6 protein-coding genes and 2 pseudogenes are annotated in these 12,993 nt (G+C 69.0%); 3 read left to right on the plus strand and 5 right to left on the minus strand.

Translation table 11 applies throughout. The features are described from left to right. Positions 1-53: 53 nt before the first annotated feature. Complete coding sequence (locus ACODNG_RS09555; protein WP_434521123.1) at positions 54-2,300, minus strand: glycoside hydrolase family 3 N-terminal domain-containing protein; 2,247 nt, start codon at positions 2,298-2,300, stop codon at positions 54-56. 367 nt (positions 2,301-2,667) lie between these two features. Here ACODNG_RS09555 and ACODNG_RS09560 point away from each other — a divergent pair, with 367 nt between their 5' ends. Beyond that, complete coding sequence (locus ACODNG_RS09560) at positions 2,668-4,998, plus strand: glycoside hydrolase family 3 N-terminal domain-containing protein (RefSeq protein WP_434521124.1); 2,331 nt, start codon at positions 2,668-2,670, stop codon at positions 4,996-4,998. A gap of 78 nt (positions 4,999-5,076) precedes the next feature. On the opposite strand, the gene ACODNG_RS09565 is transcribed toward ACODNG_RS09560, so the two are convergent. Further along, positions 5,077-5,952 (minus strand): fumarylacetoacetate hydrolase family protein, encoded by an 876-nt coding sequence (locus ACODNG_RS09565; RefSeq protein ID WP_434521125.1) that lies wholly within the window; start codon positions 5,950-5,952, stop codon positions 5,077-5,079. A 298-nt stretch (positions 5,953-6,250) separates the two neighbouring features. Further along, a pseudogene (locus ACODNG_RS09570) lies at positions 6,251-7,490 on the minus strand (mandelate racemase/muconate lactonizing enzyme family protein). 149 nt (positions 7,491-7,639) lie between these two features. On the opposite strand from ACODNG_RS09570, the gene ACODNG_RS09575 reads away from it, so the two are divergent. Beyond that, on the plus strand, positions 7,640-8,566 hold the full coding sequence (locus tag ACODNG_RS09575; protein WP_434521126.1) for a HEAT repeat domain-containing protein: 927 nt from the start codon (positions 7,640-7,642) through the stop codon (positions 8,564-8,566). Between the two features lie 24 nt (positions 8,567-8,590). Here the strand turns inward: ACODNG_RS09575 and ACODNG_RS09580 are convergent, their stop codons facing one another. Continuing rightward, positions 8,591-8,824, minus strand: coding sequence for a hypothetical protein (locus tag ACODNG_RS09580; protein ID WP_434521127.1), 234 nt, complete (start codon positions 8,822-8,824; stop codon positions 8,591-8,593). A gap of 78 nt (positions 8,825-8,902) precedes the next feature. Beyond that, positions 8,903-10,973 (minus strand): annotated as a pseudogene (locus ACODNG_RS09585) (alpha-glucuronidase family glycosyl hydrolase). Between the two features lie 204 nt (positions 10,974-11,177). Here ACODNG_RS09585 and ACODNG_RS09590 point away from each other — a divergent pair. Further along, on the plus strand, positions 11,178-12,977 hold the full coding sequence (locus ACODNG_RS09590) for an ABC transporter substrate-binding protein (RefSeq protein ID WP_434521128.1): 1,800 nt from the start codon (positions 11,178-11,180) through the stop codon (positions 12,975-12,977). Positions 12,978-12,993: the final 16 nt, after the last annotated feature.

Below are 12,993 nucleotides of genomic sequence, written 5' to 3' on the forward strand. Positions count from 1 at the left end.
GCCGGAGCGGACGCGTGTCGGAGGCGATGTGCCCCGCGACGCTCGACCCGCAGTTACAGTTCGAGGGCGGTCGATTCCTCGGCCACCTCGACCAGGTACGTCCCGGGTTCCACGACGTGGCCGTCTCGGGGTTTGTAGTACCCGAGGCGCCGCGCGGGGACCGGTATCTCGACCGTTTCCGACTCGCCCGGACCGAGGGAGACGCGATCGAAGCCGACGAGCGATCGCACGGGCCGCACTCGAGACGCGTACCGCTGACGTGCGTACACCTGAACCGTTTCCGTTCCGGCGCGGTCGCCGACGTTCGCCACCTCGACCGCAACCCGAACCGTCCGCTCGGCGGACGCGTCGGTCCCGTCCGTCTCCGCCGGTTCCACCCTCGTCTCCAGGTCTCGCGTCTCGAACGTCGTGTAACTGAGTCCGTGGCCGAACGGGAACAGCGGGTCGTACGAGTCTGGGTGTTCGTCCTCCCCGATTGGAGTGGGATGCGCGAGGGCGTCGTGGTGTTGCGGGAGGTCGCCCTCGTCACGCGGCACCGATATCGGCAGGCGGCCGCTCGGGTCGTTCTCGCCGAACAGCGTCTCCGCGACCGCAACGCCCCCTTCCGTCCCGGGGAAGTACGCCATGAGGAGAGCCGGCACGTGGTCGGCCATCCAGTCGACGATCAGCGGCCGGCCGGTGACTAAGACCCCGACAACCGGCGTCCCGGTGGCGTGTACCCGTTGAACGAGGTCGCGCTGCGCCGCCGAGAGGCGGAGGTCGCGCCGGGTGGGCCAGCGACCGGTCTCGGAGCCGGCCAGTACCTCCGGCCCGAACTCGTGGATGTACCATCCCTCGCCGAGCGCGAGGACGGCCACGTCCGCCTCGCTCGCCGCGTCGACCGCCTCGTCGACGTCGACCGGTTCGTTGAGCGTCGTCCCCGGCGCGTGGGTCACGTCGCCGCCGGTCGCCGCTTCGATCGCCTCTCGGATCGTCTTCCCCGGGAGGCCGTCGTCGCGGGCGGCGCTCCACCCGCCGAGCTGGTGGACGCGGTCGTCGGCGTTCGGGCCGCCGACGAACACGTCCTCGTCGCCCGTAAGGGGCAGTATCCCGTCGTTTTTCAGCAGCGTCATACTGTCGCGCGCGGTCTCCAGCGCCCGCTCGCGGTGGGCGGGCGCGCCCAGCGTCTCGACGGCGTCCGCCTCGTCGACGGCGTCCTCTGGGGCCTCGTCGAACAGCCCGAACTCGAACTTCAGTCGGAGGACGCGCCGCACCGCTCGGTCGAGCGTCGCCTCGTCGAGGTCGCCGCTGTCGACGAGTTCCACGAGCCGCCGGGCGTGCGGAACGCCGCCGACCGACGCCACGTCGACGCCCGCCTCCCGGGCCTGTTGGACGCCGTCGGCGTGGTCGACCGCGGTGCGGTGGTCCTCGTGGAGGTGCCGGATCCCGTTCCAGTCGGAGACGACGTGTCCCTCGAACCCCAGTTCCTCGCGGAGCAGTCGGTTCAGATGCGCTTCGGAACCGTGCGAGGGTTCGCCGTTGATCGAGTTGTACGACGGCATCACCGACTCCACGCCCGCTTCGAGCGCCCGCTCGAACGGGGGCACGAACGTGTTTCGGAGCTTGTACTCGGAGACGTCGACGGGGGAGGCGTCCTCGCCCCGCTCCGGCTCGCCGTACGCCGGGAAGTGCTTGGCCGTCGCGACGACGCCGTCGGGGTCGTCCAGGCCCTCCCGCTGGTATCCCCGGACCTTCGCGGCCGCGAGCGCTCCCACCAGGTGCGGGCTCTCTCCGAACGTCTCGAAGACGCGTCCCCAGCGAGGGTCGCGTCCGACGTCGACGGTCGGCCCGTAGTTCTGGTGTGCGCCCGTCGCGCGGACCTCCCGCGCCGTCGCCGCGGCTCCGGCTTCCACTCCCTCCGGGTCCCACGTCGCGGCCGCACCGAGCGCGTTCGGGAACACCGTCGCACCGGAGATGTACGCGTGCCCGTGGACCGCGTCGACGCTGAACAGCAGCGGTATCCCCAACCGGGTCTCTTCCCGGGCGTACGTCTGGAGCTCTTCGACCGCCGCCGCCGCCTCCTCGGGAGTCGTCGCGAGCGCCCCGCCCCAGCCGAACGGGGCCGCAAATCCGAGGTGGTGGTCGTCGACGGCCGCCTTCACGTCGTCGAGGTCGTGGGCCTCTCGGAGCCGTCCCGCCCACGTCCCGGTCACCTGCCCGGCCTTCTCCGCGACCGTCATCCGGTCGAGAAGGTCGTCGATCCGCTGGTCCGTCGATGCGCTCTCCCGCCGGTAGGTCGGCGGATCGGCTCGATCGTCCATGGCCGACACCTCCCGGCGGCACTATTTAAAAGTACTGCGCCGGCCGGTCTCGCACGAGACGCCGGGCGGGGTGGACCCGCTCCTCCGGGCGGCACCATCTCGCGCCGCGGCTGTTCTCCATTACAGAACCCCGGTTGTTCTCTCGGATCTCTGAAACGTCCCCGCGATGTACCCGAAATAAGCCGCAGAAACGGTTTGAAAACCCCGATCTGGGCGGGTTTCTGCCCGTCTATGAAAAATATTGTTCTGTAACCGAGAACACTGTCGTCGCTCTCGCAGTCGCGGAGGCGTCCCTGTGACGGCGCTCCTCGGGACGGACGCGCGGACACCCGAATCATTAATATCTGGGATCGAGAGGGTGTCGGTGATGGGAACCACTCCAGACGGCGGTGTCTCCGAGACATCGACCGAGCGACGCGTCGACGACCTTCTCGACCGGATGACGGTCGCGGAGAAGGCAGCGCAACTCGGCTCCGTGAACGCCGACCGAATTCTAACCGAGGAGGGTGAACTCGACGAGGACGCCGTCGACGAGCACCTCTCGGACGGGATCGGCCACCTCACGCGGGTCGGCGGAGAGGGCGGGCTTCCCCCGAGGGCGGCCGCCGAGCGGACGAACGAACTCCAAGAGTACCTCCGGGAGGAGACCCGGCTGGGGGTTCCGGCGATCCCCCACGAGGAGTGTCTGAGTGGGTACATGGGTCCCGCGGGCACGACGTTCCCGCAGATGATCGGGATGGCGAGCACGTGGTCGCCCGACCTCCTCGAATCGGTCACGGACACGATCCGCGACCAGCTCGAAGCGATCGGCACGACGCACGCGCTCTCGCCAGTCCTCGACATCGCTCGCGACCTCCGGTGGGGCCGCGTGGAGGAGACGTTCGGCGAGGACCCGTACCTCGTTGCGTCGATGGCGTGCGGCTACGTCGAAGGGCTCCAGGACGGCGGCGACGGCGTCACGGCGACGCTCAAACACTTCGCGGGCCACGGCGTCGGCGAGGGTGGGAAAAACCGAAGCTCGGTCAACGTCGGCCGCCGCGAGCTGCGCGAGACGCACCTGTTCCCGTTCGAGGCCGCGATCCGCACCGCGGACGCGGAGTCCGTGATGAACGCGTACCACGATATCGACGGCGTGCCCTGCGCGAGCGACGAGTGGCTGCTGACCGAGGTGCTCCGCGGCGAGTGGGGGTTCGACGGCACCGTCGTCTCCGACTACTACAGCGTCGAGTTCCTGCGGAGCGAACACGGCGTCGCCGCCGACGAGCGCGAGGCCGGCACGACCGCCCTGGAGGCCGGCGTCGACGTCGAGCTCCCCTACACCGACTGCTACGGCGAGCACCTCGTCGACGCCGTCGAGGCCGGCGAACTCGCCGAGGCGACGCTCGACGCGGCGGTCCGCCGGGTCCTCCGCGCGAAGGCCGACGCGGGACTGCTCGACGACGCAACCGTCGACCCCGCGGCGGCCGACGAACCGTACGGCACCGACGCGGCCCGCGAGCTGACCGAGCGCGCCGCCCGCGAGTCGATGACGCTGTTGAAAAACGAGGGCGATCTGCTCCCGCTCGCCGGCGCTGAGACCGACTCGGTCGCGGTCCTCGGGCCGAAGGCCGACGACGCACAGGAGCTCATGGGCGACTACGCCTACCCCGCCCACTACCCCGAGGCGGAGGTCGAACTCGACGCCACGACGCCGCTCGACGCGGTCCGCGAGCGCGCGGACGAACACGGCTTCGACGTGACCTACGAGCGGGGCTGTACGACCACCGGTCCCGAGACGGACGGCTTCGATCGGGCCGCCGACGCGGCCGCCGACGCCGACGTCGCGCTCGCGTTCGTCGGCGCCCGCTCGGCCGTCGACTTCTCGGACTCCGACCGCGACCGCGTCAACAAGCCCAGCGTCGCCACCAGCGGCGAGGGGTGTGACGTGGTCGACCTCGGACTCCCGGGAGTCCAGCGCGACCTCGTCGAGCGCGTTCACGAGACGGACACGCCGGTCGCGGTCGTCGTCGTGAGCGGGAAGCCGCACTCGATCGAGTCGATCGCGGAGTCCGTTCCCGCGGTCGTACAGGCGTGGCTCCCGGGCGAACGCGGCGGCGAGGGGGTCGCCTCCGTGCTGTTCGGCGAGCACAACCCGGCCGGGCACCTCCCGGTCTCGATCCCCCGTTCTGTCGGCCAGCTCCCGGTCCACTACAGCCGGAAGCCCAACACCGCGAACGAGGAGTACGTCTACACGGAGACGGACCCCCTGTTCCCGTTCGGACACGGTCTCAGCTACACCGACTTCGAGTACGGCGACCTCTCGCTTTCGACGACCGAACTGCCGCCAGCCGGCGCCGTCACCGCCGAGGTCACGGTCGAGAACGTCGGCGATGCCGCGGGCCGCGACGTGATCCAGCTGTACGCCAGCGCGGAGAATCCCGATCAGGCCCGCCCCGTTCAGGAGCTCGTCGGGTTCGAGCGCGTTTCCCTCGAACCGGGCGAGACCGCGCGCGTTGCCTTCGAGGTCGACGCCACCCAGCTCGCGTACCACGACCGCGACATGGATCTCGCCGTCGAGGCCGGTCCATACGAGCTCCGCGTCGGTCACTCCGCGGCTGACATCGCAGACACCGCGGCGTTCGAAGTCACTGGGACGAAGGAGGTTCCGGAGAACGGGCGGACGTACTTCGCCGAGACGCGGGTCGCGGACGACGAGTAGTCCCGGTCTCGGGAGTAACGGAGTTCGTCCGAATCCCGGCGATCGCCGCTTTTGCGCTTCGCGGAGCGTTCGAGGCCGTTAGACGACGACGGTGTCGTTGACGAGCTGTCCGATCTCGTCGATGTCGATCGCGATCCGGTCGCCCTCGGCGAGCGTGAACGACTCCGGCGGCACGAGCGCGGTCCCGGTCAGCAGGACGACGGTCTCCGGCAGGTCGTTGTGTCGACGGAGGTAGGAGACGAGGTTCTCGCAGGTGGTCGCCATCTCGTTCGTCGACGTCGAGTCCTCGAAGACGGTCTCGCCGTCCCGCTCGATCGTGAGCGTCATCCCGAGGTCGTGCGGGTCGTCCACTGTCTCCGGCGTCGCCACGCACGGGCCGACCGAGCAACACTGGTCGTACACCTTCGCCTGCGGGAGGTACAGCGGGTTCTCGCCCTCGATGGAGCGGCTCGACACGTCGTTGCCGGCCGTGTACCCGACGACCTCTCCGCGGTGGAGTACGACGCCCAGCTCCGGTTCCGGCACGTCCCAGGTGGAGTCGCCGCGGATCCCGACGGCGTCGTTGGGACCGACCGTCCGCGAGGGGGTCGCCTTCAGGAACAGCTCGGGCCGCTCGCTGTCGTACACGTCGATGTACACCTCCGGCTTCCCGCTTTCCGCCTCGCGCGCCTGCTCGCTGATCTGGTACGTGACGCCCGCGGCCCACACCTCGTCGGGGACCACCGGGAGGAGCACGTCGTCGGTGTCGAGGGCTACCGACTCCGCGTCGGCGATCCGGTCCCGAGCGATGGTGTCGATGTCCGCGCCGCACGCGTTCGCGGCCCGAGCGAGTTCGGTGAAGGAACCGAGGTCGTCCGACGCCGTCGAGAGGTCGTACGCATCACCGTCGTCGACGACGACGAGCGAGTCTGACCCCACGCTGTGCTTTCCGCCGGGGAGTCGATAGTACCGCATACCATACCGATGCGCGGTCGCCGTTATAAGAGTACCGCCGGCGCGCTCTCGGTCCGAGAGACCCCTTGCCTTCCGGCGATATCGACCGGATACGCGCGCCCCACACCGCGACTGCCGGCGGCGAGAGCTCCCGGTTGTGTCGGTGAACGTACCGCTGACTGTGTCGTACGGAAGTGGCGTCCGGGCGTCCTCGACCCGGCCGCTGTCGGGTCGAACAGCGTCGATCGGAGATCCGCGTGCCCGACGAAACCACGGTCAGTCGAACACCGCCTGACAGAGTCAGGCGAGCCTACCCCGGCTACGCCGGGTCAAACAGCGTCTCGCCTTCGACCATGTGATCGCCGACCGCGTCGAGATCCAGCGTGAGACCGAGACCGGGTTCCTCCGGGATCTCCATACGCCCCTCCTCGATGAGGTCGTCCTCCTCGACGAGATCCTCCCACCAGCCGAGCTCGTAGGAGTGGTACTCGAGCGCGAGCGAGTTCGGGATGGCCGCGCCGACGTGCGCGGACGCCATCGTGCCGATGGGAGAGGAGACGTTGTGCGATCGCGACCGGGATGTAGTACATGTCCGCCAGGTCCGCGATCTTGCGGGTCTCTCGCATCCCGCCGACCCGCGGCAGGTCCGGCGCGACGATGTCGACGGCCTGCGGTTCGAGGAGGGTCCGCTGGCCGTGCTTCCGATAGACGTTCTCGCCGACCGCGATGGGGGTCGTCGTCGACTTCGTGACTTCCTCCTGGACCTCGTGGTTCTCCGGCGGGACGGGGTCTTCGAGCCACCACACGTCGTACTCCTCCAGCGCCTCCGCGAGGCGCTTCGCGGAGCCGCCGGTGAACGACCAGTGACAGTCGAAGGCCACGTCGGCCTTGTCGCCGACCGCCTCCGTGGTCGCCTCGACGATCTCGACCTTGTGGTCGATCTCGGGGTTGCGGAGGTGGCGGTTGGCGCGGTCCTTCTCGTGGCCGGACGGCACGTCGAGGTCGAACTTGATGGCGTCGTAGCCGAAGTTCTCGACGACGCGCTCGGCCTCGGCGGCGCAGGCCTGCGGGTCCGCCTCGTTCTCCGTGTGGAGGTCGCAGTACACGCGGACCTCGTCGCGGTACTTCCCCCCGACGAGCTGATAGGCCGGCACGTCGAGGAGCTTCCCGGCGGCGTCGTGGAGCGCGATCTCGATGCCGGAGATAGCCGAGATGACCTTGCCCGAGATCGACCCCTCGCCCGACATCTTCTGGACGAGGTGCTCGTAGAGCCGGTCGATGTCGAGCGGATTCTCCCCGACGAGGAACGGCTTCATGCGCTCGATGATCGCGGTGTCGCCGCCGCCCCAGTAGGACTCGCCGGTGCCGACGACGCCCGCGTCCGTGTAGACGCGCACCAGAATCCACGGGTAGTTGCCGTCGACCATCGTCGTCTGTACGTCCGTAATCTCAGCGTCACGGACACCCCCCCGTGAGTTCGTGATGTCCATCGTCTCCGCCGAGAGGTCCCGCATGGTGTACTCCGCGTTCGGGTCGCGGAGCTTCTCGTAATCGACCATTAGCGTCTACGTATTCCTGAAGCTGATAGTAAAGGTTGTGGATGCCTCAGCGCACGTTCGCGGGGCAGGGACCCGAATCCCGGTACGCATGGAGGTCCCCTCCGACCGCGACCCCCACGTATTTACCCGGCGACGCGCATCGTTCGCGTATGCCAACGGACTCCGAACCCCCACTCAGCGACGTCGACCCCGACTCAGTCGCCCCGGGTGACGTCGACGAATCGGCGGTGCGTGCGGCCCTCGCCTCGTCCAGCCCGATGGTCCGACAGCGCGGGCTCGAACTCTGCGAGGCGCTCGCCGAGGCTGACGCCGACGCAGTCGGACTCCCCCTCGACGCCGTCGCCTCCCTGCCCGACGACGACAACGCCACTGTCGGGCTGCGCGCGATCAGCGTCCTCGACGCCGTCGCGGAAGACACACCCGGCGCCCTCGACGGCCGCCTTGACGGGGTCGCCGCCGCAGCCGGGAGCAACATCGTCGACGTCCAACTGACCGCCGCGACGCTCCTCGGCAAACTCGTCGTCGAGCGCCCGGCCCTCGTCGCCCCGCACGTCGGGGCTCTCGTCGCGGGGCTCCGCGCGACCGAACCGAGCGAGGACACCGAGGAGTACGCCGAGTTCGTCGACCACCCGGCGACGCGGCAGACGCTCGTCGAACACGACCGCGAGGAGCGCGAGCGCCGCGTCTCCGCGCGCCGAACGCTCGCCAACGTCGCGGTGGCGGTCACCGAGACGGCGCCGGAGAAAGCGCTCGACGCCGTCGACGACTCCGGCGCGTTGGTCGCCGACCTCGGCGCACTGACGGACGACGCCGACGCGGGCGTCGCCGGCGCCGCCGTCGACGCGCTCGGCCACCTCGCGGCGACGGACTCGGACGCGGTCGACCTGGTCGCGGACCGGCTGCTCGGGGCGCTCTACCACGATCGGTCGTTCGTTCGAGCGCGGGCGGTACAGGCGCTCGGCCGCCTCGGGGACCCCGACGCCGCGCCGAGGCTCTCGGCTGTCGCCGAGGAGGACGCGGACGAAGACGTGCGAGAGATCGCGGCCGAGACGGCGGCGTTCCTCGAAGCGGCGTGACGCTCCTCCGGGAGCGGTGCGGTCCTACTCGTCCATCGCGCGCTTCGTACAGTACCGGTACATCCCCGCGAACCCCGCAAATCCGCCGCCGACGAGAACGGCGTCGATGACGAGGATGGGCCACGCCTCGTCGCCCGGCGAGACGACCAGCGCGGCGAGTCCCAGCATCAGTCCGCAGGCGATCAGCACTGCGAGCACGACCTTCATCTGTGCTCTGTGGGCACAGACGAGGTCGAGCAACGTCGATGTCTTCGACATGGTTTCCGATCGCGGACGACGGGCAAAAGTCCAGCGGTGAGCGGCGCGGCCCGATCGGTCCGATACCGAGACGGACGCTCAGGGCTCGGGCACGCGCCCCCGCTCGTCGGGTATTCCGGAGCGCTCGCGGAAGAACGCGGTGAGCGCGTCCCGCCAGCGCTCCGCCTGTGCCACCTGCTCGTCGAACCGCTCGCCGACGTGGCGGAACCGACGCTCGTCGACCCGCCCCTCGAGTTCCGCCCACCGATCCCGGAAGCGCTCGACCGCCTCGGCGCCGGCGTAGCAGTTGTCGTAGAGCCGCTGGACGACGGTCGTCCCGTCGTCTAGCTCGTGGTCCCACGGGACGTGGTGGAAGAAGAGCAGGAACTCCTCGGGGCACTCCTCGACGGACGCGAACCGCTCGGCCACCGGGTCCCGGTACTGCGCGGCGTAGCCGCTCCCGCTCGCGGTACGGTCGACGCCGATGCCGTCCTCGGTGGCGCCGTGGTATCCCGGCCACTCCTCGGGGGAGGGTTCGTAGTGGTTCTCGAGGTACTCCTCGCCGTTGTGGATCATGTGGAGCAGCCCGAGTCCGCCGGTCTCGTAGTCGACGCAGGCCTCCCACGAGTCTCGGAGGATCGACGCGACCGCGGCGACGACCTCGCCGTCGCCGCCGAACGTCTGTCGCGCCCACTCCTCGGTCACCGCGGCCTCGTCCGCCTCCGCGTCCCACGCGAGGCGGCCGAACGCGTACAGGTTCGCCTGCGCGAGGTAGTGCCCCGTCCAACTGTGGTCCTCGCCCACGCTGCCGACCCCCACGACGCCCTCGCCGGACCCGCGGAACAGGTCGGCTACCGGCGTGTCGGGACCGTTCGCGTGCGTGTCGAAGTCGAGGATCTCTCGCCACATCGGGAGGTGGGAGGTCGCGTGGACGCCCTGTCCCGTGTACTCCTGTGTGACCTGTAGTTCGAGTCCGAGGTCGGTCTCCGGCATCGCGCCGAACAGCGACGAGACGGGCTCACGGGGCTGGAAGTCGATCGGCCCGTTCTTCACCTGGACGGTGACGTTGTCCGCGAACTCGCCGTCCAACGGCTCGAAGGTCTCGTACGCCTGTACCGCGCGGTCCTCGTGGGAGCCGTAGACGAACGCCCGCCACCAGACGCGGCCGCCGTGGGGAGCCAGCGCCTCGGCGATGGCGTTCGCGCCGTCGACGTGGTCGCGGTCGTAGTCGTACGGGCCGGGCTGCCCCTCCGAGTCCGCCTTCACGAGGAAGCCCCCGAAATCGGGGATGAGGTCGTACACCTCGTCGGCCTTCTTCCGCCACCACTCGCGGACGCCCTCGTCGAGCGGATCTGCGGTGTCGAGGTCGCCCACGAGCATCGGCGCCGCGAAGTTCACCGAGAGGTACGTCCGGATCCCGTAGCGGCGGAACGTCGCCGCCAGTCCGGTGAGCGATTCGAGCCGCCGCGATTCGAGCAGCTGCCATCCCTCGAACGCGTCGAAGGCCTCGTTCGCGCTCGCTCGGGGGGGCTTCGTCGTGTTGACGTTGTTGAGGACGACGCCGTTGATCCCGACCGACGCCAGCAGTCGGGCGTAGTCCTCGTACCGCTCCCGGAGGTCCGGCAGCCGCTCCCAGTCGAAGATGGACTCCCCGCCGTACCCGCGTTCGACCGAGCGGCGGAACGGCGTGTCCCACTGGTCGAGCAGGCGGTGTGCGTGGTCCGGCTCCTCCCGGACCGCGAGGTCGTCGATCGGCTCACCCGCGTTCAACAGACGGAGGAGGTGGAAGGTTCCGTACACCAGCCCGCGGTCGGTCGGCGCGGTGACGACGGTACAGTCCGCGTCGTTCCACGAGACCGACCGGATCAGGTAGCCGCCGTCCGCCAGCCCCTCGATCTCGGATCGGGGGACGCTCTCGGCCACCACCGCCATGTCGTCCGGCGTGCCGACGGCGAGGAACCCGTCGACCGTCGTCGGCGGGTGCTGCCAGAGGTGCGGCTCTCGGTCGAGCAGCGACGGGAGCGCCCGGCGTAGCTCGTCGCGGACGGCGCTGCGACTCCGGCGACTCCTCGGCGACGTACGCGTGACTCACTCGGTCCCGATACGTCTCGCGGCGGGTCCCGTCGTCGACGCCGTCGTATCGAAGCCAGCAGTCGTCGTAGTGGTCCATCGATAGCGAGGTGATGCGTCGGCGGACATAACGCTAGTGGTCGTCTCGCGACTGCGGTACCGATCGGCCAGTGGCGGCACGGAACGGCGGAACTGCGAGTGCGTGTGACTGGAGACCACCGCGGCGGCCGGGACGAACCCCTTTTCGAGTCTATCACGTTCTTCCCCAATGTTTATGTCCTATTACGATAACAAGCGCTACGTAATGTCAGCCGATAGCGAGGGGGACACGTACGATCAGGTAGTGAGTCGACGAAAAATACTCTCCGCCGCCGGGGCGTCCGGGGTGGCGGCGCTCGCCGGATGTAGCGGCGAAACCGGCGACGGCTCGGACGGCTCGGACGGCTCTGACGGTTCCGACGGTTCGGACGGAACCGACAGCAACGGGGACACGGTCCACCAGGCGACGTACGCCAACGCGTACACCGGGAACCCGAACGACCTCCACTTCAACACGTCCGGGATACAGAACTACCGGTGGCCGGCGGGGCGGTCGGTGTTCGCGCCGTTCATGAAGTACTCGTTCAACGAGAGCGAGTTCATCCTCGGCGCGCTCGACGAGCTGGAGGTCGACGGCGAGGAGGTCACGCTCACGTTCCGCGACGACCTGACGTGGGACAACGGCGACGAGTGGACGACCGACGACCTCGACGTCCAGCTCCAGCTCGCCGAGGCGTCGGGGAGCTCGCTGTGGGGATACCTCGACGACTACGAGATCGTCGACGACAAGACGGCGCGGCTCCTCCTGTCGAGTCCCACGAACCCGCAGATCATCAAGTTCGAGCTGACGAACTACCTCGTGGACACGAAGGCGAGCACCCACGAGCAGTGGCTCGACACCGACATCGACGAGTTCCTCCGGTGGGAGTGGGAGGACCCGGTCGCCAGCGGCATGTGGTCGTTCGTCAGCAAGGACCAGCAGGCGTTCGAGTTCGAGCGTAACCCCGACTTCTACAACGCGGACAACGTCAACTTCGATCGCTTCATGATCGAGAGCTACGGCGGGAACACCGCCCAACACCAGGCGCTGATCTCCGGCCAGGACGTCGACGGCGCGCCGAGCCTGTTCTCGCCGCCCGAGATCGTCGACCAGTTCCCCGACCATATCGAGGAAGTGAACATCCCGGCCAAGTGGGGGTACGGGATCGTGTTCAACCACGACAACGAGCACTTCGAAAAGCGCGAGGTGCGGCAGGCGGTCGCCCACGTCATCGACCGGGAGGCCATCGTCGAGAACGCCGGTCCGCGCTCGAAGTTCGTGACCGAGACGCCGTGCGGCATCGCGCCGAAAGACCAGGAGTACTGGCTGGACGACTGGTACGACGACTTCGAGACGTACGGCGCCGGCGAGACGCAGTCGGAGGAGGCGACCCAGCTCCTCGAAGACGCCGGCTACACCATGGAGGACGGCACGTGGGTCGACGAGGGCGGGAACACCATCGGCGGCGACTACCTCTCGCCGGCCGGGTGGACCGACTGGACGACGATGACCCAGACGGTCGTCAGCCAACTCAACGAGTTCGGCTTCGACTTCTCCATCAGCACGCTGCCGACGAACGACTGGTTCAGCCGCTACTCCAACAGCAACTTCGCGATGGGGAGCCTCTACTGGCTGCCGGGCGGCTCGCGCTCGTCGTTCCCGTACTTCCCGCTGCGGTACCAGCTGTGGGAAGAGGAGATCGGCGGCGGGCACGGCTACCGCGAGAAGGCGCAGTCCGAGCAGACGATCCCCGGCCGGGACGGCGGAGAGATGACCCTCACGCCGCTCGACGTGGTCGATCAGATCGCCCAACAGCCCAACGACGAGGAGTCCCGGCCGTACGTCCAGCAGGCCGCGTGGCACAACCACATCGAGCTGCCGTTCCTCGGCTTGGTGTCGAAAAACGAGCAGTCTTGGACGACGGACGACGAGTGGACCATCGCGTCCGAGGACAACCCCAACCGCCAGGTCAAGTGGCCGCAGTTCTGGTGGGTCCACGAGGGCGACCTCCAGTACCGTGGCTGAGAACCGCGACCGGTCT

The sequence above is a fragment of the Halorubrum sp. AS12 genome, from assembly GCF_051122765.1.
Taxonomy (GTDB): Archaea; Halobacteriota; Halobacteria; order Halobacteriales; family Haloferacaceae; genus Halorubrum; species Halorubrum trapanicum.